Raw genomic sequence first — 26,771 nt, forward strand, 5'->3', positions numbered from 1 at the left:
CGCATGAATTCTTCCTTTGAATCTCTGATTGAACAGTATCCCTTACCCATTGCCGAACAGTTGCGCCACTGGGCGGCCCGTTATGCCTCGCGAATTGCCGTCGTTGATGCAAAGGGGTCGTTAACCTACAGCGCGCTTGATGCACGGGTCGACGAACTTGCCGCTGGTCTGTCATCACTGGGTTTGCGTTCGGGGGAGCATGTAATTGTGCAGCTTCCCAACGACAACGCGTTTGTTACCCTGCTGTTCGCCTTGTTAAGACTGGGCGTTATCCCCGTGCTGGCGATGCCCTCGCAACGGGCGCTGGATATCGACGCGCTGATTGAGCTGGCGCAACCCGTCGCTTACGTTATTCACGGGGAAAACCACGCAGAGCTGGCCCGACAGATGGCGCACAAACACGCCTGCTTGCGTCATGTCCTGGTCGCAGGAGAGACCGTGAGCGACGATTTTACGCCGCTCTTCTCCCTTCACGGTGAGCGACAGGCGTGGCCGCAGCCTGATGTTTCCGCCACCGCGTTGTTGCTGCTTTCAGGCGGCACAACCGGCACGCCCAAACTCATCCCGCGCCGACATGCCGACTATAGCTATAACTTCAGCGCTTCTGCTGAACTGTGCGGCATCAGCCAACAGAGCGTATATCTCGCCGTCCTCCCGGTGGCGCATAACTTTCCGCTGGCCTGCCCCGGCATTCTGGGAACGCTTGCCTGCGGCGGAAAAGTGGTGCTGACCGACAGCGCCAGCTGTGATGAGGTGATGCCTTTAATCGCGCGGGAAGGCGTGACTCACGTCGCCCTGGTTCCGGCGCTGGCGCAATTATGGGTGCAGGCCAGGGAGTGGGAAGACAGCGACCTCTCGTCGCTGCGCGTCATTCAGGCAGGCGGCGCCCGGCTCGACCCGACGCTTGCTGAGCAGGTTATCGCCACCTTTGACTGTACCCTGCAACAGGTCTTCGGTATGGCGGAAGGCCTGCTCTGTTTTACCCGGCTGGACGATCCGCATACCACCATTCTCCACAGCCAGGGGCGCCCGTTGTCCCCTCTGGATGAAATCCGCATCGTTGATCAAGACGAGAACGACGTCGCGCCGGGCGAAACCGGGCAATTGTTAACGCGCGGCCCTTATACCATTTCGGGCTATTACCGCGCCCCTGCTCACAACGCGCAGGCCTTTACCGCGCAAGGGTTTTACCGCACAGGCGACAATGTCAGGCTGGATGAGGCGGGGAACCTGCACGTTGAGGGACGCATAAAAGAGCAGATCAACCGCGCCGGAGAAAAAATAGCCGCGGCTGAAGTGGAATCGGCACTGATGCGTTTAGCGGAAGTGCAAGATTGCGCGGTGGTCGCCGCGCCGGACACGCTGCTTGGCGAACGGATCTGCGCGTTTATCATCGCGCAGCAGGTGCCAACTGACTATCAGCAGTTGCGTCAACAACTGACCCGTATGGGACTCAGCGCGTGGAAAATTCCTGACCAAATCGAGTATCTGGACCACTGGCCGCTCACCGCCGTCGGCAAGATAGACAAAAAACGCCTGACGGCTCTCGCCGTCGACCGTTATCGCCATTCAGCCCAATAAGCGCAAACCGACCCGAAACAGGTTGAAATAAACCCGTTTCGGGTAGCACCACTATTAGAAATAGTTATCATTTTCAATTCACCATTGTCGGTATTTTTGGCGTTTCGCCGTCTTACAGGGACTCACAACAATGAAAATGACACGGCTTTATCCTCTGGCCTTGGGGGGATTATTGCTCCCCGCCATTGCTAATGCCCAGACTTCACAGCAAGACGAAAGCACGCTGGTGGTTACCGCCAGTAAACAATCTTCCCGCTCGGCATCAGCCAACAATGTCTCGTCTACCGTTGTCAGCGCGCCGGAATTAAGCGACGCCGGCGTCACCGCCAGCGACAAACTCCCCAGAGTGTTGCCCGGGCTTAATATTGAAAATAGCGGCAACATGCTTTTTTCGACGATCTCGCTACGCGGCGTCTCTTCGGCGCAGGACTTCTATAACCCCGCCGTCACCCTGTATGTCGATGGCGTCCCTCAGCTTTCCACCAACACCATCCAGGCGCTTACCGATGTGCAAAGCGTGGAGTTGCTGCGAGGCCCACAGGGAACGTTATATGGCAAAAGCGCTCAGGGCGGGATCATCAACATCGTCACCCAGCAGCCGGACAGCACGCCGCGCGGCTATATTGAAGGCGGCGTCAGCAGCCGCGACAGTTATCGAAGTAAGTTCAACCTGAGCGGCCCCATTCAGGATGGCCTGCTGTACGGCAGCGTCACCCTGTTACGCCAGGTTGATGACGGCGACATGATTAACCCCGCGACGGGAAGCGATGACTTAGGCGGCACCCGCGCCAGCATAGGGAATGTGAAACTGCGTCTCGCCCCAGACGACCAGCCCTGGGAAATGGGCTTTGCCGCCTCACGCGAATGTACCCGCGCCACCCAGGACGCCTATGTGGGATGGAATGATATTAAGGGCCGTAAGCTGTCGATTAGCGATGGTTCACCAGACCCGTACATGCGGCGCTGCACTGACAGCCAGACCCTGAGTGGGAAATACACCACCGATGACTGGGTTTTCAACCTGATCAGCGCCTGGCAGCAGCAGCATTATTCGCGCACCTTCCCTTCCGGTTCGTTAATCGTCAATATGCCTCAGCGCTGGAATCAGGATGTGCAGGAGCTGCGCGCCGCAACCCTGGGCGATGCGCGTACCGTTGATATGGTGTTTGGGCTGTACCGGCAGAACACCCGCGAGAAGTTAAATTCAGCCTACGACATGCCGACAATGCCTTATTTAAGCAGTACCGGCTATACCACCGCTGAAACGCTGGCCGCATACAGTGACCTGACCTGGCATTTAACCGATCGTTTTGATATCGGCGGCGGCGTGCGCTTCTCGCATGATAAATCCAGTACACAATATCACGGCAGCATGCTCGGCAACCCGTTTGGCGACCAGGGTAAGAGCAATGACGATCAGGTGCTCGGGCAGCTATCCGCAGGCTATATGCTGACCGACGACTGGAGAGTGTATACCCGTGTAGCCCAGGGATATAAACCTTCCGGGTACAACATCGTGCCTACTGCGGGTCTTGATGCTAAACCGTTCGTCGCCGAGAAATCCATCAACTATGAACTTGGCACTCGCTACGAAACCGCTGACGTCACACTGCAAGCCGCGACGTTTTATACCCACACCAAAGACATGCAGCTTTACTCTGGCCCGGTCGGGATGCAGACATTAAGCAATGCGGGTAAAGCCGACGCCACCGGCGTTGAGCTTGAAGCGAAATGGCGGTTTGCGCCAGGCTGGTCATGGGATATCAATGGCAACGTGATCCGTTCCGAATTCACCAATGACAGTGAGTTGTATCACGGCAACCGGGTGCCGTTCGTACCACGTTATGGCGCGGGAAGCAGCGTGAACGGCGTGATTGATACGCGCTATGGCGCACTGATGCCCCGACTGGCGGTTAATCTGGTCGGGCCGCATTATTTCGATGGCGACAACCAGTTGCGGCAAGGTACCTATGCCACCCTGGACAGCAGCCTGGGCTGGCAGGCGACTGAACGGATGAACATTTCCGTCTATGTCGATAACCTGTTCGACCGTCGTTACCGTACCTATGGCTACATGAACGGCAGCAGCGCCGTCGCGCAGGTCAATATGGGGCGCACCGTCGGTATCAATACGCGAATTGATTTCTTCTGATCCTTTAAACAAACAGGGATGCCGTCACGGCATCCCTGACGCGCTTATCCCGCCCAGGGCAGCTCAGACTTGAGCTGCCCGTTTCAAATCTGGCTGTTGGCTGTGAGTGAGGAGCAGACATGGTTTTGAAGATATTACTGGCTTTTATTTAGTGTCAGTGTCTCAGTCCGTAATAGGTTTACTCATATTGATACCCGTAACCCTGAATCCGCTGGTTTCATAGACATGCCGGGCGCGAGCATTATCACCTGCAACACGCAATCTGATCTCTTTAAAACCCTTCGCTTGCAGATACTCTTCAAAAGCACGTAGGGATTGTTTGCCAAGCCCCAACCCCTGACTGGAGTTGAAAATATGAAAATCGTAGATAAAAACAGTTCGCTTAGTCGAGTTCGGTTTGTACCAGAGATAACCTACATGGTTGTTAGTCTTGTCCGACTGAGCAACAATACACATTAATACTTGCCCATGAGTATTAACTCCATCGGGAAGCATTTCCGAAATTTCCTGCTTCGCTCTGGCAAGAGAATCACGAAGGGATGCCCCGTAGTTTGATTCAATCTCATATGCATAATCATTAACAAAATATTCGAGATAAGCAGGATACTCATCTTTTGTCATCATTCGGAAAGAAATCACATCTGTCCCCTCACCCTTATCATGCTGAAAATATGAATATATTAATGAAGATGCAATCCTCTATCGTCAATCGTATTCACTTCTAAATACGCGTTCAGGCCAGGTGACTAACATAAAAAGGGTATTAATGTCCGCTCCTGGCACACAGCGGACACGTTAACTGGGCTAAAAGTCCGCGGTGAGAGAATAGCAGCCAATGGTTTCGAAGATGGTGCTGGCTTTTATTTAGTGTCAGTGTCCTTACGTTACAAGAATGAATGCAATATATGGGATAAACGCCGTGGTTGTGCCAATGCTTACAGAAGCCCACATGCGAATGTGGGCTTCTGGTATTACTGTTCTTCGCCTTCCTTACCGTAGTAAAGTTTACCGAGTTTGATGAGCGGCCTGCCCTGCGATTTACGGTGCATATTAGTATCACGCAGTGAATAGACGCAGCCACAATACTCCTGCTGGTAAAACTGCTCGCGTTTGCTGATCTCAATCATGCGCGATGACCCGCCCTGCTTACGCCAGTTGTAATCCCAGTATGCCATTCCCGGATAATGGGCAGCAGCGCGTTGTCCGCAGTCGTTAATCTGCTGCATATTCTTCCAGCGGGAAATCCCGAGTGAGCTGCTGATCACGCTGAACCCATGTTCCGCGGCATACAGCGCGGTGCGTTCAAAGCGCATATCAAAGCACATGGTACACCGAACACCGCGCTCAGGCTCCCACTCCATCCCTTTCGCACGCTCGAACCAGTTGTCGGTGTCGTAATCCGCATCAACAAAAGGCACGCCGTGTTTTTCGGCAAAACGGATATTCTCCTCCTTACGGATGAGGTACTCCTTTTGCGGATGAATATTAGGGTTATAAAAGAAAATTGTGTAATCAATGCCCGAGGCCTGAATCGCCTCCATGACTTCCCCCGAACAGGGCGCACAGCACGAGTGCAGCAGTAGCTTGTCTGCGCCGTTCGGCAGCGTCAGTTGCGGGCGTTTAAAATCAGCGTTCTTCATAAATGGATGCTTTGGCAATAGTGAAACTTTCAGGAATTTTAGCATTCACATCGGCGATAACGAAATTAAGAAGTCGCTGTTGTCGTTGAACAAAGGTTTGCTGAGAAGCATCTGAAACGGTCGACAAAATCTGACCGCGATTTGAGAGCTGGTCAGAACAATTAAACTTCCGCTCCTGGCACACAGCGGACAGTACAGTTGTCTGTCAGGTCCGCTTTGAGCGAAGAGCGGACTTATCCGTACAAGGCTTACCATCCAGAAATGGAAGTTCCCCCAAAAGGAAAACACTCGCAAACCTTCTAGACAACCTTTTCCCGAGCATTTAGCCTGAATTAAAATTTTAATATCTGTCAGGCTAGTTCATTATGAAAAATGATATCAGAACCCTCGACCTTAACCTTCTTAAGGCCCTTGATGCATTACTGGATGAGGGAAGCGTGACTCGGGCTGCACAGCGCCTCTCCCTGACGCAGCCTGCCGTCAGTGGTATGCTTATTCGCTTGCGTGATTACTTTGACGATCCACTCTTTGTTCGCACCAGCCACGGTATGGTCCCCACAATGCGGGCCAACGAACTTTCTACGCCGGTAAAACAAATCCTCACCGATATCGCTATCCTGCTGAAACCAAAGAAATTTGATCCCGTGACGGTGGAACTGACTTATACCATCGTCGCAACGGACTATGCACTTAAGGCTGTTGTCGTTCCGTTGATGGCTGAGCTAAAACAACGTGCACCGTATATTAAAATCGCCGTGCGGCCCGTGGACAATGAGCGAATGTATCAGCAGTTGTCTCGGGGTGAAGTTGATCTGGCTTTGATAACACCGCAAACAACCCCCGAAGACCTGCATGGAAGAGCGCTCTATGAAGAAGATTATGTCTGCGTAGCACGACGTCATCATCCTCTGGCAGCGAGTTCAGAAATGACGCTCGAACAATTTTGCAAACAGGAACATATTCTGGTGTCTTCAGAAGGTAACTTCACCGGTGTTACAGATGAAGCACTGGCTAAGCTCAGTCTGACACGACGAGTAGGCATGTCAGTTAATAGTTTTCAGGTGATACCTGATATATTGCGAGTGACTGATATGATTGCAGTTGTACCTCACCGCATGGTCCTGACTAACAACGATCTCATCATTCTCCCTTTGCCCCTGAAAGTACCCGGCTTTACCAAGAGCATGGCCTGGCATGAGCGAACCCATCGTGACCCAAGTCATCAGTGGATTCGTGCTTTATGCGCAGAAGTAAGCCAACATCCCGCGTCCTGATATAATTTATCTTATTAAGAATATAAGTAATGACAATTCGCCTTATAACTCCATTGCACCAATAATCACTGCCATCACGTTACTGCCGTAATGACACACGCAGTGCACTCAACTATAGCAATTGGAGAAATTTATGAACGCGATTAACTGGCCAGAAGACTTTGTTCCGGGTTTTACCGATAACTTTGTTTCTAATGAAATGATCATCTCAGGTCTGAACGTCAATGATGTCTGGCCGCTCCTGAGTCAGCCATTGCTATGGCCGGAATACTATAAAAATTCCGCCGATGTGCGCTTTTATGACAACAAAGGTCCAGAATTGGAAAATGGGGTTCGCTTCTACTTCAGCACGTTTGGTTTCCCAGTTGAAGCTCAGGTTGTGGAGTTTGTTCCACCTGCTGAAGGTAAACCTGCTCGTCTGGCATGGCACGGATGGGCCGGTGAAAAAGATACCGCTCAACGACTCGATGTCCATCATGCGTGGCTACTGGAGGATCTTTCCGGTCACAGGGTCCGTATCCTAACGCAGGAAACACAGAACGGAGTCCCGGCAAAAGATCTGGCAAATACCCGCCCGAACCCAATGCTTAATGGTCATCAGGAATGGCTTGACGGCCTGATTCGAGCAGCAAAGAAATAATAAACCGCTTTCCACAGTCATATCACTGAGGCTGCACTTCCCCGTAGCCTCAAGAATATTTGCCCGTTTGCTATTGCACTTGATTACAGGTAAATCATGTAACCCCCGCAAGTGACACCGCGCGGCCATATCTGTAATGTCCCCTCCTGGCACACAGCGGACAAGTGCGAAGGTCTACTATGAGCGAGAAGCAGGCATTGACGATGCCCCTGGTACAACATATATGTCGGTTGACTCAAATGCCATTCTGAAATGAATGTATGTGTAGAACCTCGCTGCAACATTTCCAGAATTGGGCATGTTTTGCCGTTTCATTTTTCAGTAACTAAATTCTTCTCTCAACAATCCAAATACCCAATCATCATGCCAGCAACCATGCAGGAAATAGTTTTTTCTTAGAGTTCCCTCCTGCTGAAATCCGACTTTATGCAATATTCTCCGCGATGCATTGTTGCCAGCTGTTACCGTAGCAGTGAGCTTACGATACCCATGCTCATCGAAAGCAAAGCGGGCAATATCTTTTAACGATTCTGTACCAAAACCTTTGCCGTGAAATTCTGATGCCAAGATAAACCCCACTTCCGCCATGCCTTCACCACGATCAATAAAGCCAGTTACACCAATTGGTATATCTGTATCCTTTCGACTCATTATCATACATAACCAGCGTTCACTGCCTTTATGCCAAGGCTGTAGACGGCTTTCAAAAGACTGGGTTCTAATCTCGTCATCAGTACGTGAATCACTAATAAAATGCATCACATGACGATCCTGATTTAATGCCAAAAAAAATGGCCAGTCTGTATGCTGGAGACAGCGATAATTGAGACTGACAGAAGAGATATGATGCATTAGATTTAATCACCTTTTTAGAGAGAGGAGTTAACAACTTTATCATTCACACCTGAATGATCAACTTTGACTGGCGCACGTATAAAGTATACAACTTCCCCTCCTGGCACGCAGCGGCTGGGCTGAGTGGTCGTCACGTCTACAGTGAGCAAGGAGCAGAATTTTTTTGAAAAAATATGGCACCATTCTCTCTGCATTAGTCATGACAATTTATCTTTCTCACATAAAACTAATGTCATAAAACGGCTATTTGGGTCAGACTGATAATCAGCAAACGGCTCGCAGTTAACGAAACCGTGCTTGATATAAAGTTGATGGCAAGCGGAAAACCCTGGCTGTGTTCCGGTTTCTAAACTTAAACGTCGTAGGCCTTTGATATGCGCAACCTGCAAGATATGCTGTAAAAGCTGATTCGCTACGCCACGACGCAAAAAATTTGGCGCGGTACGCATTGATTTCAGCTCACCATGTTCATCATCCAGTATTTTCAGCGCGCCAATTCCTGCGAGTTGTACCCCTTCCCATGCTGACCAAAATATCACAGCTGGGTCACGCAGTTTTCGAATATCTAAAGCATGGCTGCTTTCTGGTGGGGACTGCTCCAGCATGCCGGAAATATGATAGGCCACCAACGCTTGCACTGCTGGATGGGAGAGATCGTCAGTTTTGATAGTGAACAAGACTTTTCCAAAAAAATTGATTACATATTTGTAACATACAAGCAAGCGGCAGTATCTTTGTCTAATATCTATTTCTTATGGCACTGACCTGCACTCCGCTGATTAATACGCCGTTGCATTAGCAACGTCCCCTCCTGGCACAACACAGTCAGTCTAAAGCGCCGTCAGGTCTGCCATAATCGTACAGCAGACCTTATACCTGAAAGCCCATTCCGGACCGCATTCTGGACGTTCTAGCGCAACAGTACCTTACCCAGCAGATAAGTTGTTGCCTGTCCGCCGATGTGGACTCGATCCCCCACTCGCTGGCAGCGTAAATCCCCGCCACGTTCGGCGCCCTGGTGCGCCAGCATCTGCGTTTTTTTCAGTTTTTCAGCCCAGTACGGAATTAGCATGCTATGTGCTGAACCTGTAACGGGGTCTTCCGCTACGGCTTCTCCCGGGCAAAAGAAACGGCTGACAAAATCGTATTTCTCTTCGCCGGGCGCGGTTATGCAAACCATTTTTCCCAGAGGGAGCATGGCATTAATGTTCGGGCGTAGCGCTTCTACCTGCCGTTGATTATCCAGCACGACCATGTAATCACGCGCCACGCGCACTTCTTTGTATTCTGTGATGCCCAACGTTTCCAGCAATAAGGACGGCGGCACGACAGGCTCGGTTTCCCAGGCAGGAAAATCAAGCGTCAACCACTCGCCGCTGCGTGCTACTGTCAATGGGCCAACAAACCGGGTATCAAAATGGATAGTCGCGCCCGGGTAATCAAGATGTTCAAAGATGACGTGCGCGGCAGCAAGTGTGGCATGCCCACACAGATTTATTTCCCCTTGAGTGGTAAACCAGCGCAACTCGAAGCCGTTTTCATTTGGGACAAAAAAAGCCGTTTCTGACTGGTTATGCTGTTTGGACATTTTCAATGATGTCTCATCAGGCAACCACTCGGTGAGCGGACACACGGCTGCGGCATTGCCGCCAAAAGTAGCCGTGCTAAAGGCATCAACCATGTAAAAATCAATTTGTTGCATAGCGCAAACCTCGAATCATTCTTTGAGCCCCCCCACTCTACCATGCCTCGACAACGCGCAATCTCGTATTTTTCATCGTTTGATGTTCGGCTTCGGCGCCATTCCGTTGCTGGCGCTGTATCCCAATACCAGACGACATTTAAACAATGTCGCAACACCCCATTGACCTTCAAGTGAACTTTAAACTTATACTTTGAAAAAGGCCAATGGGCCGGGACACCCGTCTGAAATTGTCGAAGAGGAAGTGAGATGCAAACGATTCTGGGGGCAAGCGGACAGATTGCCCGGGAACTTGCTCGCGAGTTAACGCATTCTTACAGTGCTGAACTGAGGCTTGTAAGCCGTAATCCACAGAAGGTAAATGACAGCGATAGCCTTATGCCCGCTGATTTACTGGATGCCCGTCAGACACTGGAAGCGGTTAAAGGAAGCCGCATTGTCTATTTTGCGGCGGGTCTGCCGCCGGATGCCGACCTCTGGGAACAGCAGTTTCCGGTAATGCTGCAAAACGCGCTGAACGCGTGTCGGACAGTGGGGGCAAGTTTTGTTTATTTTGACAATACTTATATGTACCCACAGGACAGCAGATTGCAGACCGAGGAAACGCCGTTCCTGCCGTCAGGGCGCAAAGGGCGGGTTCGGGCCCTGATGGCAAACAAAGTGCTGGAGGAGATGCGCCGGGGCGACATCCCTGTGCTTATCGGGCGCGCGCCCGAGTTTTATGGGCCGGGGAAAACCCAGAGTTTTACCAATGCCTTAATTTTAGACAGACTTAAAGCAGGGAAAAAGCCACGCGTGCCATTACGTGACGACACGTTACGTACGCTCATATGGACTCCCGATGCCAGTCGGGCTTTAGCGCGCCTTGGCAACACCCCTGATGCCTTCGGTCAGACGTGGCACCTGCCCTGTTGCGATGAACGGCTCACCTATGCGCAGTTTGTTTCTCTGGCCTGTAACGTGTTCGGGAAAGAAACGTCATGGTCTGTCCTGAGCAAATTCGCCTTGTTCGCCGCCGGTATCTTTTCCAAAGGCCCACGGGAACTCCGGGAGCTCCTGCCCCGCTATCAACATGATAACCTGTTTGATTCATCAAAATTTAAGCGGCGATTCCCGGACTTTCAGATAACAACGTACCGTCAGGGACTGGAAACCCTTTACCGTGAATGGAAAGCGCCACTCACCGTAAAGAAAGACAAATAAACAACCACGCAGGTAGTATCGCTAATCAACCCCTGACATTAAACAGGTAGAATCAGATGAAACTCATTGAGATAACAGAAGCTGGCGGCCCTGAAGTTCTGAAGGTAAGCCAGGGAAAAATGCCGGAATGTGGCGAGAACGATGTCCTGATCTCAGTTAAAGCGGCCGGCGTAAATCGCCCGGATATTATGCAGAGAGAGGGAAAATATCCCATGCCAGAGGGTGTTACGCCGGTTCCCGGGCTGGAAGTCGCGGGTATCGTACACTCAATCGGGAAAAACGTTGCTCACTTTTCAGTTGGCGATCGCGTCTGTGCGCTCACCAATGGCGGGGGATATGCAGAATTTTGCGCCGTTCCGGCAGGTCAGGTATTGCCTGTCCCACAAAATTTAAGTTTTACAGAAGCAGCAGCGCTCCCGGAAACATTCTTTACGGTATGGGCCAATCTTTTTTCGTTAGGAAAAGTGAAAAAAGAGGATGTTGTTTTGATCCACGGTGGCGCAAGCGGCATAGGGACGACCGCGCTGGCGTTGTGTAATGCCATGAATATTAAAGCGTTCAGCACCGTCGGAAGTGACGATAAAATTCCGTTCCTGCAACAATATGGGGAAATCATTAACTACAGAACCCATGATTTTGAAGAAGAAATCCTCAGTAGAACCGACGGAAAAGGCGTTGATGTTATTCTTGATATTGTCGGCGCCGCTTATTTTAACAAGAACCTTCGCCTTCTTAAAAAGGACGGTCGGCTCGTACTGATTGGATTTATGGGGGGCAGGATGGTTAAGGAATTCGATATCCAGGAACTGATCCTTAAAAGAGCGGTGGTAACCGGTTCAACGATGAGGAGCCGGGACGCCGCTGAAAAGGAAGAAATCGCCCAACAGCTCATACAAAAAGTATGGCCTTTAATCGAAGCCGGAAAGTGTAAACCCGTCATTCACCAGATAGTTAAATTTGAGGATGTCCGTCAGGCACATACGTTACTGGATGCCGGAACTCATATCGGTAAAGTTATCCTTACCCTTGAATAAGCGCAAAGGGCGGGAGCATCCCCTGTCCCGCCCTGAGCAATTATACAATCCTCAGCGGGCCAGCCCCTGGTAACCGGGTTATCAGATTTGCGCCCATTAACGTTGCCGGCGTGTAGGCCCCTCCTGCAATCCGGTTCATCATCAGGTGCTCAACCACCGCTAACGCCCCCATAATGGTCAGGGTATAACCATTCGGTGTACGGATACGGGCAGTTTTTTTGTCGCCACGGGCGTTGATGGCCTCTCCCCACACAAAAGAGGGCGTCTGTTCACGTTTCATTTCTCCGGGGCCTTTCACCGTTCGGGATATATAAGCCTTGAGGAGCTTCTGAACCCACGCCAGTCGCAGCAATGGCCTGATGTAGTTTGCTCTCCGGGCCTGGGAAATCATGCGCGTCGACCCCGGCACAAAGACCTGAATGTCTGGAATACCTGTCGTGTAATACGCCGTGGACACGTCCCCCCAGGGGATTGTCATCGCGTCCTTCTCGCCATCGCCGAAGTCAATACGGCGAACTTCATAAGCAAGCGGCACGGTAATGATCTTCCCTCCTCGCCGAATTTTTCCGCCCTGCGCCAACCCCTCGATCGCTGTTTTCGCCGTACCCGGAGAAAAAACAGAGCGTGAATCGAATCCCAGGTTAAGGCGGATCGCATCCGGCAGGGCCTCCTTCAGGGCGGCCGCCACGCAGTCCGTAGGAATAACGTCAAACCCGACGCCGGGGCACAATACAACACCGGCATCCCGGGCACGGGTATTCAGCAGTTGTGCCGCTTCGAACACGCCTATCTCCCCTGTAATATCAAGATAATGGGTTCGGGTTTGCAGGCAGGCCTCCATCAAAGGCGCCGCAGTAGCGGAGAACGGCCCCGCACAATTTAATACCAGAGCACACCCTTCAAGCTGTCTGAGCAGTTCAGCCGGGTTATCAAGGGCGAAGGCGTGAGCCTCAAGCCCGAGATTGCGAGCCAGAGAGTCTACCGTTTCTTGCCTGCGCCCCGCCAGAACTGGCCTGAATCCTCGCCGTACGGCCTCACGGGCAATCATTTCTCCGGTATAACCGTTCGCGCCATAGATCATCCAGCGCGGAAATTCTGGATGGGAATATTGCTCATTCATTGCATTAACCCCTTTAATAAATAAATTGCCCGGCTTACGTCACAGCATAACCTTAAAGTTAACTTCAAGGTCAATATACCCGTCATACTTCACGTTGCATGTACGTTGGTTGCGCCGTAACGGTGACAGTTCAAATCTAAGCCAACAGACATAACGTAATGATTAAATTCACCAGCGAATGATAAAGCCAATACCATTACTTTTATTCCGCCTTATTTTTATTCGTCATTGATTGTCAGACGGCAAGATAACGATTAAAATAGTTTCTATCGCATTCACCCTTCGTTGAATCCTTCTCATTACATCTTCAGAGAAATCGTCAGTCATGATTATCAGACCAGAGCAACATTGGTTTTTTCGATTATTTGATTGGCATGGCTCGGTATTGTCAAAAATAACATTTCGGTTATTTTTAAACCTTGTCATGTCAGCTATCGCAATTATCATTTATCAATGGTATGAGCAACTGGGCATCCACTTAACCGTTGCCCCTTTTAGCCTGCTGGGGATCGCAATCGCTATCTTTCTCGGCTTTCGCAACAGCGCCAGCTACAGCCGTTTCGTTGAGGCTCGGGGACTGTGGGGAACCTTACTGATTGCCGAGCGTTCCATCATCCGTCAGTTAAAAAATTTGTTGCCGAATGACGTTGAGCTACATAAAAGAATTTCAGGTTATCTGATCGCCCTTTGCTGGAGCCTGAAACATGAATTACGTAAAACCGACGCCGGATATGATATGTACCGAATTCTGCCCCGGCATATTCTTACCCAGGTCATGTTCAGCCCGATGAAAACCAACCGGATATTATTATTGATCGGCGATGAAATGGCAGCATTGCGTGAACAAGGCAAGCTGAGCGATATTACATTCGGCCTCATCGATAATAAAATAGATGAAATCGCCCACGTTATTGGCGGCTGTGAACGAATTGCAAATACCCCGGTGCCGTTTGCTTATACATTAATACTCCAGCGAACCGTTTATCTTTTTTGTACCCTTCTTCCTTTTGCGCTGGTTGGCGACCTGCATTACATGACGCCATTCGTGTCCGTTTTTATTTCCTATACCTTTTTATCCTGGGATTCCCTGGCGGAAGAACTTGAAGATCCCTTTGGCACATCGGCTAACGATTTACCGCTCAACGCGATTTGCAACACTATTGAGCGCAATCTGAAAGAGATGACCGGGCAACAGCCCCTGCCGGAGCCGCATCAGCCCGATCGCTACTTCAATCTGACCTGAGTCCATTGCCCGCTACCCACCAATGTACGACAGGTTTTGCGTAATGCCGGTGTTCCCCTGATGTAAAAAATGCGTCTGTTTTTTATGCGTCAGCGCATCGGCAATACGCATCTTAAGGGCATCCTGCTGCGTATCGTCTTGCAGCACGTCTCGTAAATCGACCCCGCCATCACCAAAAAGACATAAATGCAGTTTGCCGATGGAAGAGACGCGCAGCCGGTTGCAACTGGCGCAGAACGTTTTTTCATAGGGCATGATCAGGCCAATTTCGCCTGCAAAGTCCGGGTGGCAAAAGACCTGTGCCGGGCCATCACTGCGCTGGCGAATCTGGCGCACCCAGCCGCGTCGCAGCAGTTCATCACGCAGCACCGCGCCCGAAATATGATGGCGTTGAAACAGCTCGCTGCCCTCACCCGTTTCCATCAGTTCGATAAAGCGCAACTGAATGCGGCGAGGCTTAATCCAGGCCAGAAACGTGTCCAGTTGATGATGATTCACATCGCGCATCAGAACCGTATTCACTTTGACCTTTTCAAAACCGGCGGCAAACGCCGCATCAATACCGTTCATCACGTCCTGAAATTTATCCTGCCCGGTGATGGCATAAAACTGGCGAGCGTCCAGACTGTCCACGCTGACGTTGATGGCGGTTAATCCGGCCTCACGCCAGCGTGCGACGTCACGCGCCAGGCGATAGCCATTGGTCGTTATCGCAATCTGGCGAATCGCCGCATTTTCACGCACCGCCGCGATAATATCGATAAAGTCGCGGCGTAAGGAGGGTTCCCCGCCGGTAAGACGGACTTTTTCCGTACCCAACGCGGAGAACGCGCGGGTGACGCGGCGAACTTCATCCACCGACAAGAATGACTTGTTGCTCACGCCGCCGGGTTTGTACCCGTCCGGCAGACAGTAGGTACAACGAAAATTGCACACATCGGTAACGGACAGACGTAAATAGGTGAATTTACGCTGCCATGAGTCCATAAGCGGTTGCATAGATAACCTCGGGAGACAACGAACAGGCAGGCCACATCACGCTGATGTGGCCTGAGACAGGAAGTAAGACGTGTTGTTAGTGGGTTTTCATCCCCGCCGCCAGCATCAGCAGCTTAAACCCGGATGCGACGACGGCCAGCGCCATAACGCTTGCCGCCCAGATGATGACCATCCAGCCCACCCTTTTCCACCAGGCGCGTGGGGCGGTATCCGCAGGTTTAGCGTGCTCTGTGTCTGATAGTGAAGCCATTAATGATACCCCTCATCAGGATTAATTTTTCCGCGAAAGACGTAGTAACTCCAGCAGGTGTACATCAGAATTACCGGGATAATCAGTAGCCCCCCCACCAGCATAAAGCCCTGGCTTTGCGGCGGTGACGCGGCCTGCCAGATAGAGATCGACGGCGGAATGATATTGGGCCAGATGCTGATGCCCAGCCCGCTGAATCCCAGGAAAATCAGTCCAAGGGTCAGCATAAACGGCCCATAGCTCGCTTTGCGGTTATAGGCGGAACGCACAATTCCCCAGCAGCAAACCAGCACTAACAGCGGGACAGGCGCAAACCAGATGATCTCTGGCAGGCTGAACCAGCGTTGAGCAATCGCCGGATGCGTCAACGGCGTCCACAGGCTGATAATGACGATGATCGCCAGCAGCAGCAGCGTCAGGATAATCGCCTTCTCCGACATGCTTCGGTGCAGCGGGCCTTCCGTTTTCATGATAAGCCAGGTGCAGCCCAGTAACGCATAGGCCACCACCAGCCCCACGCCGCAGAACAGCGGGAAAGGCGCCAGCCAGTCCATCGTCGAGCCGCTGAACGCCCGTCCGGTTACCTGCAAACCGTTAACCAGCGTTCCCACGGCGACGCCCTGGCTGAAGGTTGCCAGCACAGAACCGCCGATAAAGGCTTTATCCCAAAGCGGACGGTGTTCCGGCGTCGCTTTAAAGCGAAATTCAAACGCCACGCCCCGGAAAATCAGCCCCAGCAGCATGGCGGTTAACGGCACGCTGAGCGCATCGACAATCACCGCATAAGCTAACGGAAACGCGCCATATAACGCCGCGCCGCCCAGCACCATCCAGGTTTCATTGCCATCCCAGACGGGAGCCACGGTATTCATCATCATGTCGCGCTCTTTCTCGTTCTTATTGAACGGAAAAAGAATGCCGATCCCCAGATCAAAGCCGTCCATCACGATGTACATCAACGTTGCGAAGACAATGATGACGAACCAGATTATTGACAGGTCGATGCCCATTTTATTCTCCCCTGCGTGTGTTCATGGGTTCGCTCACCGCCGATAACGGACGCGCTGGCGTACCCCCCTGAGCGATATCATGCGCATGCTCGCGCACTGGCCCCTTTTTGATCAGCCGCACCAGGTAGAGGTAGCCCACCCCAAAGACGGACGAATAGACGAGGATGAACGCCAGCAGGCTGACGGACATGTGCATGTCGCCGTGTGCGGAAACAGCATCACGCGTGCGCTGCAAACCGTAGACTACCCACGGCTGGCGGCCAATCTCGGTGGTAAACCAGCCCGCCAGAATAGCGATTAACCCCGATGGCCCCATGCAGAATACGAACCACAGGAAAGGACGACACTGATACAACCGGCCACGCCAGCGCAGCCACGCGCTCGCCACGCCGGTCAGGATCATCAGCATCCCCAGCCCCGCCATTATCCTGAACGACCAGAAAATGATGGTTGAGTTCGGGCGATCCTCTTTCGGGAACGACTTCAGCGCGGGCACTTGTTTGTCGAGGCTGTGCGTCAGAATCAGGCTTCCCAGATAAGGGATTTCAAGGCTGTACTTCGTTTTTTCCGCATCCATATCCGGTACGCCAAACAGAACCAACGGCGTGGCTTCGCCTGGCGGGTTTTCCCAGTGCCCTTCAATCGCCGCAATTTTCGCCGGCTGATGTTCCAGCGTATTGAGACCGTGCGCATCGCCAATCACCGCCTGAACCGGTGCGACAAACAGCGCCATCCACAACGCCATCGAAAACATCTTTCTGATCGCGGGCGTGTCGTTTCCTTTCAGCAAATGCCAGGCTGCCGAGGCGCCGACGAAGAACGCGCTCGCCAGAAACGCCGCCGTGGACATATGCAATAAACGGTACGGGAACGACGGGTTAAAGACGATGGCCATCCAGTCCACCGGCACGACAACGCCGTTCTCAATCGCGTAACCCTGCGGCGTTTGCATCCAGCTATTGGAAGAGAGGATCCAGAACGTTGAAAACAAGGTTCCCAGCGCAACCATACAGGTCGCGAAGAAATGCAGTCCCGGCCCGACGCGCTTCCAGCCGAACAGCATCACGCCCAGAAAGCCCGCTTCAAGGAAGAATGCCGTCAGAACTTCATACGTCAGCAACGGACCGGTGATACTTCCGGCAAATTGTGAAAAGCCGCTCCAGTTAGTCCCGAACTGGTAAGCCATGACCAGGCCTGAGACCACCCCCATCCCAAAATTGACGGCAAAGATCTTTGACCAAAAGTGATAAAGGTCGCGATACGTTTCATTTTTGGTTTTGAGCCATAGCCCTTCAAGGACGGCGAGAAAACTTGCCAGGCCAATTGTTATTGCGGGAAAAAGAATGTGAAAAGATACGGTAAAGGCAAATTGTATCCTCGCAAGGTGAAAAGCATCTATTCCAAACATAATTCCCCCCACGGAGTCGACATTGACTGATTTATTTTGTACAACGCTTTCATTTCCAGCCTTTTTCTTTGATTAATAGCGATTTTCTGAATATTTCAGAGCAGGTGAATCTAATAATTTTCGGCGTGTTTAATTAGTCTCAAACAATTATTCAAAAAGTTCAAATAGGTTAAATTTAATAAGTGATAGATAACATTTATTATGATAATGATAAAATCCTGTTATAATTTCTTTAAATCGACAGCGCAGACGCCGCATAATCCGGGCAAACCCCGCGAATTAACTGGGTTCCACCATCTGTTATATAAATTTTTATATAACGAATAATAAAAGATGTTGCTGTTATCTCCCGGGTAGAGACAACTGTTTGTATTTATTAACCATCACCATTACCCATTTTTTAAATAAGGTTAATGGCTTTTCAAATGGATATTTGTCCGGCTGGCTTTTATTTATATAACGCGCAGCCGCTAAACGTAATTGTTAAATACACTGGAATAACCCTACCTGTTATGTAGCTATTTCAGGATGCCAATGTGACCAGAATAGTCAGGAGTTCATATGAATAAGAAAAGACGTTCAGTTCCCGGAGTCAGACACTATGACGGTCCTGCTGGCGGCTGGGGCGCGTTAAAAGCAACGGCCATTGCCGTTCGTACACAAATGGACGCGCTTGAAGCACCCGTTACCCTGTTACGCACAAATCAGCCAGACGGCTTTGACTGCCCAGGATGCGCATGGCCGGATAAAGAACATAAATCAACGTTTCAGTTTTGCGAAAACGGTGCGAAGGCCGTCACGTGGGAAGCAACAAGCAAGCGTGTCACACCGGCGTTTCTGGCCAAAAATACCGTCAGCGCGCTGCTGAAGAAAACAGATTTCGAACTTGAAGGGTATGGTCGCCTGACTCATCCGCTGGCCTATCACAAAGAAAGCGACACATTTCGCCCTGTCGAATGGGAACAGGCCTTTGCCCGCATCGGCGAAGTGCTTCGCGGTCTCTCCCCTGAACAGGTGGAATTTTACACGTCCGGTCGCGCCTCCAACGAAGCGGCATATCTGTTCCAGCTTTTTGCGCGCGAATACGGCAGCAACAATTTTCCCGACTGTTCCAATATGTGCCACGAAGCCACCAGCGTAGGCCTGCCTCGTTCAATTGGCATCGGTAAAGGAACCGTATCGTTGGATGATTTTGAAAAGACGGAACTGGTGATCGCCATCGGCCATAACCCAGGGACAAACCATCCCCGTATGATGGGGACGCTTCACGAGCTTGCGCGCCGCGATGTGCCGATTATCGTCTTTAACCCGCTGCGTGAAAGAGCGCTGGAACGCTTTGCCGACCCGCAGAGCATCATCGAAATGGCGACCTACAGCTCAACCGACATTGCCTCAACCTATTTCCAGGTCAGGGCTGGCGGTGATGCCGCCGCGCTGAAAGGCATTGCCAAACATGTGTTGCAGCTGGAAGCCGAGCGTGGCGATGTTCTGGATCGCGAGTTTATCGCCGCCCATACGCTGGGCTTTGACGATTTTGCCGCAGATATTGCCGCAACCTCCTGGGAATCCATTGAGCGCGAATCAGGTTTAAACCGTGAGCAACTGGAAAAAGTCGCGGAAGCCTACGCCAGGTCCAACGCCACCATCATCACCTACGGCATGGGCATTACCCAGCATAACAAAGGGACGGCGAACGTGCGTCTGATTGCCGACCTGCTGTTAATGCGCGGCAATATTGGCAAACCCGGCGCAGGTATTTGCCCGCTTCGCGGACACTCCAACGTTCAGGGGAACCGCACCGTCGGCATTACCGAGAAACCGGCGCCAGAATTCCTCGAACGGTTGAGCGACGTTTTCGGGTTTGTTCCCCCGTCGAAACACGGACACGACGCCGTACAGGCGACGCAGGCCATGATCGACGGGCGCGCCAAGGCGCTGATCTGCCTGGGCGGTAACTTTGCCGTGGCAATGCCCGATCACGAACAGGGGTTCCCGGCAATGAACGGGCTGGACTTGAGCGTCCACATCGGCACCAAACTGAACCGAACGCATCTGCTGGTCGGGAAAGAGACGTTCATCTTCCCCTGCCTCGGACGCACCGAACTGGATATTCAGCGCACCGGCAGACAATCCATCACGGTAGAAGATTCTATGTCGATGGTGCATGCCTCCTCCGGCAAACTGAAACCGGCGTCGCCGTTATTGCGTTCGGAACCAGCCATTATTGCCGGAATGGCGAAAGCCACGCTGACAAACAGCAAAATCGGCTGGATGGAGCTGGTTGCTGATTACGATCTCATCCGCGAACTGATTGAACAAACCATTCCCGGTTTCGACAATTACAACGATCGTATCCGGGTGCCTGGCGGTTTCCGTATGCCGCTGCCGCCGACCGAACGCGTCTGGCCGACATCGACGGGCAAAGCTATGTTCTCCGTATTCCACGGCGTTAACGAGAACGTGACCGGCGAAGGTGAAAATACGCTGCGTCTGATTACCCTGCGAAGTCACGATCAGTACAACACCACCATTTACGCGATGGACGATCGTTATCGCGGCGTATTTGGCCGTCGTGACATTATCTTTATGAACGAAGGCGATATGGAGCAGTTAGGGCTTGAACATGGCGATCGCGTCGATATCCGAACGGCCCTGCCTGACAGCGATCTCTGCCTGGAAGATATCACCGTCGTGGCCTACAGCATTGCGGCAGGTTCTGTCGGCGCCTATTATCCTGAGGCCAATGTTCTGGTTCCGCTCAATTATATTGATAAAGAGAGCGGTACGCCTTCTTATAAATCCGTACCGGTAAATATCACCTTGCGTTCAAAAGAAATTCGCGCGCTGTAAAATTCGCCCCTTATTCATGGCGTTCTGCTGAATAAGGGGATTTATTTTTCAGCCACTGACGCGCAGAAACGGTATTGTCACGCCGCAATTCGGTTACAAAATTTATACATTTATGCAATAATGTGAACCCATGTCGTAGCGCAAACGGCTGCCGGAGCCTCTTCTTTGCCCCCAACAGACCGTCTGCCGAAGAGATGAATGATGGACATAAAACAACTCAAATATTTAATCGCGCTGGATCAGACCCGTCACTTTGGTAAGGCCGCATCGCAGTGTAATATCACGCAACCCACCCTCTCCATGCGCATTCGCAATCTGGAGGAGGAACTTGGTCTGGTGCTTATCGTTCGCGGGCAACGCTTTGAAGGCTTTACCCCGGAAGGCGAACGTATTCTGGCATGGGCAAAATCCCTGCTGGCCGCGCACGATGGCTTACAGGCCGAGGCCGCGCTCTGCAAAGGACAGGTTGTCGGTGTGCTCCGTCTGGGTATGGTGCCGCTCGCCAGCGTCGATCCTATGCTGTTTATTCGCGAATTAACCCCCAAATACCCGGAACTGCAATTTAGTCTCTATTCCATGACCTCGGAGCAAATTGCCGAAGGCGTAAACAGCAACCAGCTGGAGCTGGGAATATGTTATCTGAATAACATTGATGTCAGTCCGTTTGATGTTATCCCGTTAGCGAAAACCCGGATGGGTCTGCTGCACGACACGCGCCATTTCAAAATAGAAAATGAGAGCCTCTCCTGGAACGATCTCATTAATTTCCCGCTGGGTTTTCTGACCAAAGGTATGCATTACAGAGAACACATGGATATGAGTTTTAAATCAGCCGGAATCTCGCCTAAACATATTTTCGAAAGCGATTCGACATTCCAGATTATTCAGGCCGTGCAGCGTGGCATATGTTGCGCCATTATGCCGCTCAATAATGGGCTGGAGAATTTAAACAGTAATTTCCATATTACGCCGGTCGTCAATTCCAACATTGAAGCCCCTGTCGGCCTGATCATGCGTAAGCAAGCGCCGGTTTCTTCGCTCGCGCTGCGCTGCTTTACGGACGCGCGCGACATCTACGCCGCCCACAACCCACAGCATTCGTAATACCCGCAATCCGCGCCTTTGCGTGGATTGCTTACACAAGCCATCCATCGTCATCATTGCAGGATTCGCACATGCCGTTTCTGTGCCGGTTTTTTTCCTTTACGGCATTTAAAAACAGTAATAATTCACGATCGGTTCTTAAGCGGAATTTCGTCATTAACGCATTTCGATGCGCCAGCACCGTTTTCTGACCGATCGCCATTTTGTAGGCAATCTGCTTTGACGTCATCCCCGCATAAAGAAAGGCAGCGAGCTGGTTTTGTTGCCCGGTAAGCGTCTTATGCGGGCAATGCCCGCAGTGGTGTACGGCATGGGGCGTTTTTGCTTGCTGTAAAGAAAACCAATGCTGCTTAATCACTTTACTGATCTTACTGACGCTTGTATTGAGCGGAATAAACACGATATTTCCTATACAGGAGGGAATTTCTCCTCGCGCAGGAATATGTTTTTTATCCACCAAGCCAATCATCAGGTGTGGCGCACGAAATCGCATTTCAGCATGACAAATATACTGTTCACCGGGGTGCAGCATCAGAATTAAGATATCGGCACAGGCGGCGTTTGCGTAGTCATAGTCGTTAAAGGTGAGCGTGGTCCGATTCAGGTTTGGTGGAAATATTTCGCACAGTAACGCGCGCAATCCGTATTGATAAAAACGATCCTGACATCTGATGACAATATTCATGTATACGCGGCTCCGGGTAATAATTACTGATAGCTCAATGAAACCGTCACAACCGAATCAATGGTTCCCGGTGAGACCTGCCCTTGTTCACTGTAGAGCCGGGCGCGTAAATTCCAGGTGTAACGCTGTGCGACAATTTCACTGGTCAGAACCTGACCGTCGCCCAGCGGTCGGCCGTCCGCCGCCTGCAACTGTATCGCGACAGGGGTAGCGGTTCCCAGATTGCGATACATATCATCGCGATGCATGTCATCAGCGTTGCCGTTAAACTGAATCATCACGCCGGTTGTGCCTTCCGGGCAATGTTCAATGCTGAAATCAAAACTGACCCACGGCGTCGTTGACCCTGCGGTATACATTGATGAAGCCGTTACCGGACTCCCTGCCGTTAAATCAACGGTTTTAGTGATGCTGTCGCTGCTCACCTGACACGGCACGGCTTTCACATTCCCTTTGATGTTTAATGCGATCGGATCGCCCTGACCCCATACCTGACCAGTAAGCATCAGGGCCAGCAGCCAGCGTTTTCTTCCAGGCATACTTTTTCCTTGGGTTATTGGTAGGTAATATTCAACGTGGCGGTGGCATTCGCGCTGCCCGGCTTCACCTGGCTTTTGGTCTGGTAATAACGCGCCACCAGCGGAAATGTCTCCTGCCCGCCTGCGGATTTTTTCAATACGATGCGGTTATTCAGTTGCAGCGGCACATCGTTATAAACTATCTGGACTCCCACGCCGTCTGCCGTTTCGGAGCTACCCTGCCCGGTCAGCGCCAGAACGCTGGCGTCAGCCGGCGCATCAGGGTTTTGCGTTCCCGCCAGTTCAACATTGATATTCGCCCCCGGATCGCAGTTCAGCCCCAGATTTTGCGTATCGCTGTGCGACAGCACGGCTCCGGGCTGGCCGGTGAACTCGGCGGCATTAATATCACCGAGCTGAAAATTAAGAATCTGGCTGGAAAACGAACATGCGAGCGCCGTCACCTGGGTATCGGCGCCCATTGAAATCTGCATAAAATAATGATCCGGCGTACCAAACCATCCCTGTGCAACCACTCCCGGCGTCAAATATCCCGATTGGATCGTTGCTGTTTTAATCAGCATCACGTCATAGTTACCGAGGTTATAGATATAGCTGGCGCCATTTGACGGCAGCACAAAATCCCCTGCGGGAATGGATAGCCTGATTCCCACCCCCTTCAGATTGGTGTTGTAAACATGATTTATCGGCGAAGGCGTCGCTGACAGGTAATTGATCGCATAAGCGCCGTTGCAATAGACGGCACCGCCAGGCGCCGTGACCAACAGTTTGGCATACCCGGAGACCCTGGCGCGGGCGATTTCTGCCCCTACCGGCGCATCTCGCTGCACGACAATATTCCCCATTGAGACGGCATTAAATAATGTCGTATTCACGGTACAGTCATCGGCAACGCCGAGCCCTGAAAAAAGCATCAGTAAACTGAATAAGAGATAAGTTCGTTTCATTGTCAGATTCTCACGAGAGGTCAGCCCACTTAGCGGCAAAGAGAGCCGGTCACGCTAACGCCGCTGTAGTTCTCGGCTGCGGTTAATGAATAATTTGCCGTGCAGCGCTGCTCGCCGTCACGTCCCCAGACCACATTCAACGTCCCTTCCGGCGGCATGCCGCTTAAATAAACCTGCCCCTCGTCACCGACAATAAATTGTTGTTCTTGCGCGCCTTTTAATGTCACCATCGCCCCAAATGGCACCGTCGAACCGTGGGGTCTGGTCAACGTCAACAGCACGCGCAGCCCAACATTAGCGACATAGTCCGCCCTCACGACCGCGCCACGGGTCGGCACAACGGTTTTGTTGGTAAGCGCCAGTTCAACATCGTCCGCAACGGATGCCGTATCCAGGCCAATATCATTTTTGCGATACGGTGAAACATTGGCGGAAACGGTGTAGCCACGAAAATCAGTTCGTACGCCGCTCTGGTTTTTAATCCCGACCCCCGATGCGCCAGGCGCGCCAATCAGCACGTTGGTTTCCCCCAGAGGCTGAGAGAACGTTACGCCATCGGCATATGCCAGCACGCCCCCCGCGAGAGCGTAATTCACGCGCTGCGAGTGGCGATCGTAACGATACCCCCCGCTAACATCGGCGTAAGTACCCTTATAATCCGCGCTCAGACTACCGGTATACCCCACGTCATCCGTGCCGTAACCTTGCTGAATATTCCAGTTCAGCGCGTTGCCAGCCAGCGCCGTTCCACTCAGCCCTGCGCTATGAGTCGCGCCCTTCCCGCTGCTGGCATTCATGCCATAACTGGCCCAGGTATTGCTCATAAAGCGATCCAGCGGAATGCTGATATTCAGCGCCAGCTGTTGGTCTTTATCATAACGATCGCCGCTGCCGTTTTTACTCAGCGTCCAGGCGACGCTATAGCTCACGCCGTTCCAGGCATTGTGATACCCCACGCTCCACGACTGCATCGGTTTTCCGGTATGCCAGTAGTCCTCCTGTACCGCGCTTAACGCCAACGATCCGCCGCCTGCGCCCAGGGACTGGTTGACGTTGGCTTCCATACGGTTACGTCGTTTCGTTATCTGCCCGGAACTACCGCCATACGTATCGAAAGTGTCCTGCATACCGTAGTAACCGCGCGTTGAATATCGGTAACCCGCAATCGAAAAGTTTGTTCCTGTCGCGACGCTATTTTTGCTATAGCGCACACGCCAGGATTGCCCCTGAGTCTTGCTGCCATCAGCGGGTTGCGCCCATGACTGGATTACGTCGGCAGAAAGCGCGCCAATCGTTCCCAGATTTTTACCGACGCCGGATGCTATCGCCCGATAGTTACGGGAAGTCTGGACGCCGCCATAAAGCGTGAAACCGCCCGGCAAACCATAAATCGCGGTTCCCTGGCCGAAATCGGTTTGTTCCACACGACTGTCGCTGGAGCGATAGCGCCCGCCGGTTAACGCATATTTGAACCGGCCTTCACGCTGTAACACCGGTAATGATGCGAACGGGACGGTGAAGTGCTGCTCACTGCCATCCGCCTCTTTAACCGTGACCTCCAGATCGCCGGCGCCTCCCGTGGGGAACATGTCGGTAATGTCAAACGCGCCAGGGGCCACGTAACTTTGGTAGATTTGGTAGCCATTTTGCCGGATGACGATCTGCGCATTGGTGCGGGCAATACCGCGCACCACGGGCGCATACCCCTTCAGCGAATCGGGCAGCATGTCGTCATCCGACGCAAGCTGGCCGCCACGAAACGGTATGCTGTCAAAAACATCCGCAGGAGAGGCGCTGTCTCCCAGCACCAGTTGCGCTTTCAGCGGGACGATATTGCGCTGGACATAGGTATAAATCGAATCCCAGTCCTCATTGCCCTGACCGCTGCGCCGCCAGGTGGTGTAATTGCGCAAACGCCACGGGCCGATATTTATTCCGGGGCGTAAATTAACGTACTGGCTATTACTGTTATCACCGCTCAGACTGTAGTTAAGCATCGCGGCGGTAATGCCCTCATCCCAGAGTTCCGGCGCGACATCCCCCCGCGCTCTGGCAGATAACGCCGCCTGCGGAATACTTAACAACAGCTTTTGCGTCGAAAACTGGAACTCACTTGAAGCCTGTGGAATAGCGGACAAATCGGCGCAATCCCCTTTGCCCTGCACACCCGGATACTGCGCGATGTTAACACCATAGCGTTGCAACATTTCCCCCGACAGGCAGGGCTCAAGCACATCCTCACCAGAAGGCGTTGGTGTTTTATTGAATGCGATATCCTGCGTGTCCAGAAACTGCCCGTTGAGGATAATATCGACATGGTAAGTGCCCTGTGCCTGCCCTCCCATTTCAAAACCAGAAAGATCGATATTCTCGCTACCGGATGGTATATGCTCCAGTAGCGCCGGATTAAAGTAATCCCGACCCAGAACCTCATTCAGCACGCTGAATATTCCCAGGGAGATAAACAATACAAGCCTGGCCGGATACGGATTAATTATATATTTGGCTATCATCATTAACGTAATTCCGACCCGT

23 protein-coding genes are annotated in these 26,771 nt (G+C 51.9%); 9 read left to right on the top strand and 14 right to left on the bottom strand.

Translation table 11 applies throughout. From position 1 onward, the window contains the following. Nucleotides 1-3 precede the first annotated feature (3 nt). A complete protein-coding gene (gene ybtE, locus OGV79_RS16330) occupies nucleotides 4-1,581 on the top strand; it encodes a yersiniabactin biosynthesis salycil-AMP ligase YbtE (RefSeq protein WP_286468715.1) in 1,578 nt (525 codons plus the stop codon). A gap of 130 nt (nucleotides 1,582-1,711) precedes the next feature. Beyond that, nucleotides 1,712-3,733, top strand: a complete 2,022-nt coding sequence (gene fyuA / locus OGV79_RS16335; protein WP_000784549.1) for a siderophore yersiniabactin receptor FyuA — start codon at nucleotides 1,712-1,714, stop codon at nucleotides 3,731-3,733. A gap of 162 nt (nucleotides 3,734-3,895) precedes the next feature. Here the strand turns inward: fyuA and OGV79_RS16340 are convergent, their stop codons facing one another. Together OGV79_RS16340 and OGV79_RS16345 are read right to left on the bottom strand one after the other, a co-directional pair. Then, complete coding sequence (locus OGV79_RS16340; RefSeq protein WP_286468716.1) at nucleotides 3,896-4,372, bottom strand: GNAT family N-acetyltransferase; 477 nt, start codon at nucleotides 4,370-4,372, stop codon at nucleotides 3,896-3,898. 332 nt (nucleotides 4,373-4,704) lie between these two features. Next, complete coding sequence (locus tag OGV79_RS16345; protein WP_024130285.1) at nucleotides 4,705-5,373, bottom strand: epoxyqueuosine reductase QueH; 669 nt, start codon at nucleotides 5,371-5,373, stop codon at nucleotides 4,705-4,707. A 365-nt stretch (nucleotides 5,374-5,738) separates the two neighbouring features. Between OGV79_RS16345 and OGV79_RS16350 the strand changes: the two genes are divergently transcribed. Continuing rightward, the gene (locus OGV79_RS16350; protein ID WP_044715031.1) at nucleotides 5,739-6,647 is read left to right on the top strand and encodes a LysR family transcriptional regulator; all 909 of its coding nucleotides are present in this window, start codon (nucleotides 5,739-5,741) and stop codon (nucleotides 6,645-6,647) included. Nucleotides 6,648-6,780: 133 nt separating this feature from the next. Beyond that, nucleotides 6,781-7,287, top strand: coding sequence for an SRPBCC family protein (locus OGV79_RS16355; RefSeq protein ID WP_047463353.1), 507 nt, complete (start codon nucleotides 6,781-6,783; stop codon nucleotides 7,285-7,287). A 318-nt stretch (nucleotides 7,288-7,605) separates the two neighbouring features. On the opposite strand, the gene OGV79_RS16360 is transcribed toward OGV79_RS16355, so the two are convergent. From OGV79_RS16360 to OGV79_RS16370, 3 genes are all read right to left on the bottom strand, one after another. Then, a complete protein-coding gene (locus OGV79_RS16360; protein ID WP_286468717.1) occupies nucleotides 7,606-8,139 on the bottom strand; it encodes a GNAT family N-acetyltransferase in 534 nt (177 codons plus the stop codon). A 200-nt stretch (nucleotides 8,140-8,339) separates the two neighbouring features. After that, nucleotides 8,340-8,819 (bottom strand): GNAT family N-acetyltransferase, encoded by a 480-nt coding sequence (locus OGV79_RS16365; RefSeq protein ID WP_024130283.1) that lies wholly within the window; start codon nucleotides 8,817-8,819, stop codon nucleotides 8,340-8,342. 233 nt (nucleotides 8,820-9,052) lie between these two features. Continuing rightward, nucleotides 9,053-9,844 carry a PhzF family phenazine biosynthesis protein gene (locus OGV79_RS16370; protein ID WP_286468718.1) on the bottom strand — a complete coding sequence of 264 codons (792 nt, stop codon included), beginning with the start codon at nucleotides 9,842-9,844 and terminating at the stop codon, nucleotides 9,053-9,055. Between the two features lie 249 nt (nucleotides 9,845-10,093). Here OGV79_RS16370 and OGV79_RS16375 point away from each other — a divergent pair, with 249 nt between their 5' ends. Both OGV79_RS16375 and OGV79_RS16380 read left to right on the top strand, forming a co-directional pair. Further along, a complete protein-coding gene (locus tag OGV79_RS16375; protein ID WP_134769353.1) occupies nucleotides 10,094-11,047 on the top strand; it encodes an NAD-dependent epimerase/dehydratase family protein in 954 nt (317 codons plus the stop codon). A gap of 56 nt (nucleotides 11,048-11,103) precedes the next feature. Continuing rightward, nucleotides 11,104-12,081, top strand: coding sequence for an NAD(P)H-quinone oxidoreductase (locus tag OGV79_RS16380; RefSeq protein WP_047463342.1), 978 nt, complete (start codon nucleotides 11,104-11,106; stop codon nucleotides 12,079-12,081). A 40-nt stretch (nucleotides 12,082-12,121) separates the two neighbouring features. Here the strand turns inward: OGV79_RS16380 and OGV79_RS16385 are convergent, their stop codons facing one another. Continuing rightward, a complete protein-coding gene (locus OGV79_RS16385) occupies nucleotides 12,122-13,201 on the bottom strand; it encodes a saccharopine dehydrogenase family protein (protein WP_232623379.1) in 1,080 nt (359 codons plus the stop codon). Nucleotides 13,202-13,526: 325 nt separating this feature from the next. On the opposite strand from OGV79_RS16385, the gene OGV79_RS16390 reads away from it, so the two are divergent. Then, nucleotides 13,527-14,444 carry a bestrophin family protein gene (locus OGV79_RS16390; protein ID WP_024130281.1) on the top strand — a complete coding sequence of 306 codons (918 nt, stop codon included), beginning with the start codon at nucleotides 13,527-13,529 and terminating at the stop codon, nucleotides 14,442-14,444. Between the two features lie 12 nt (nucleotides 14,445-14,456). On the opposite strand, the gene moaA is transcribed toward OGV79_RS16390, so the two are convergent. The 4 genes from moaA to OGV79_RS16410 all read right to left on the bottom strand — a co-directional run bounded on the left by moaA (nucleotide 14,457) and on the right by OGV79_RS16410 (nucleotide 18,111). Further along, a complete protein-coding gene (moaA, locus tag OGV79_RS16395) occupies nucleotides 14,457-15,443 on the bottom strand; it encodes a GTP 3',8-cyclase MoaA (protein WP_275165987.1) in 987 nt (328 codons plus the stop codon). A 76-nt stretch (nucleotides 15,444-15,519) separates the two neighbouring features. Further along, entirely contained in the window at nucleotides 15,520-15,693 is a 174-nt protein-coding gene (locus OGV79_RS16400) for a DUF2474 domain-containing protein (protein ID WP_072271878.1), read from the bottom strand. Beyond that, nucleotides 15,693-16,703, bottom strand: a complete 1,011-nt coding sequence (gene cydB, locus OGV79_RS16405; protein ID WP_047463333.1) for a cytochrome d ubiquinol oxidase subunit II — start codon at nucleotides 16,701-16,703, stop codon at nucleotides 15,693-15,695. The genes OGV79_RS16400 and cydB overlap by 1 nt, the downstream gene beginning before the upstream one ends. A 1-nt stretch (nucleotide 16,704) precedes the next feature. Continuing rightward, the gene (locus OGV79_RS16410) at nucleotides 16,705-18,111 is read right to left on the bottom strand and encodes a cytochrome ubiquinol oxidase subunit I (RefSeq protein ID WP_047463330.1); all 1,407 of its coding nucleotides are present in this window, start codon (nucleotides 18,109-18,111) and stop codon (nucleotides 16,705-16,707) included. Nucleotides 18,112-18,672: 561 nt separating this feature from the next. On the opposite strand from OGV79_RS16410, the gene OGV79_RS16415 reads away from it, so the two are divergent. Beyond that, nucleotides 18,673-20,961, top strand: a complete 2,289-nt coding sequence (locus OGV79_RS16415; RefSeq protein ID WP_286468719.1) for an FdhF/YdeP family oxidoreductase — start codon at nucleotides 18,673-18,675, stop codon at nucleotides 20,959-20,961. Nucleotides 20,962-21,162: 201 nt separating this feature from the next. After that, the gene (locus tag OGV79_RS16420) at nucleotides 21,163-22,065 is read left to right on the top strand and encodes a LysR family transcriptional regulator (RefSeq protein ID WP_024130280.1); all 903 of its coding nucleotides are present in this window, start codon (nucleotides 21,163-21,165) and stop codon (nucleotides 22,063-22,065) included. A 31-nt stretch (nucleotides 22,066-22,096) separates the two neighbouring features. Here OGV79_RS16420 and OGV79_RS16425 read toward each other — a convergent pair whose 3' ends face one another. Genes OGV79_RS16425 through OGV79_RS16440 form a run of 4 tightly spaced genes read right to left on the bottom strand, consistent with a single transcriptional unit; the run spans nucleotide 22,097 to nucleotide 26,752 of the window. Next, the gene (locus OGV79_RS16425) at nucleotides 22,097-22,750 is read right to left on the bottom strand and encodes a helix-turn-helix transcriptional regulator (protein ID WP_286468720.1); all 654 of its coding nucleotides are present in this window, start codon (nucleotides 22,748-22,750) and stop codon (nucleotides 22,097-22,099) included. Between the two features lie 23 nt (nucleotides 22,751-22,773). Next, nucleotides 22,774-23,289 (bottom strand): fimbrial protein, encoded by a 516-nt coding sequence (locus OGV79_RS16430; RefSeq protein ID WP_286468721.1) that lies wholly within the window; start codon nucleotides 23,287-23,289, stop codon nucleotides 22,774-22,776. 14 nt (nucleotides 23,290-23,303) lie between these two features. Beyond that, nucleotides 23,304-24,236, bottom strand: a complete 933-nt coding sequence (locus tag OGV79_RS16435) for a fimbrial protein (protein ID WP_286468722.1) — start codon at nucleotides 24,234-24,236, stop codon at nucleotides 23,304-23,306. A 29-nt stretch (nucleotides 24,237-24,265) separates the two neighbouring features. Then, nucleotides 24,266-26,752: a fimbria/pilus outer membrane usher protein gene (locus tag OGV79_RS16440; protein ID WP_286468723.1), complete on the bottom strand. Its 2,487-nt coding sequence runs from the start codon at nucleotides 26,750-26,752 to the stop codon at nucleotides 24,266-24,268. Between the last annotated feature and the right edge of the window lie 19 nt (nucleotides 26,753-26,771).

It is taken from the genome of Citrobacter sp. CK185, from assembly GCF_030333565.1.
Classification (GTDB): domain Bacteria; phylum Pseudomonadota; class Gammaproteobacteria; order Enterobacterales; family Enterobacteriaceae; genus Citrobacter_B; species Citrobacter_B koseri.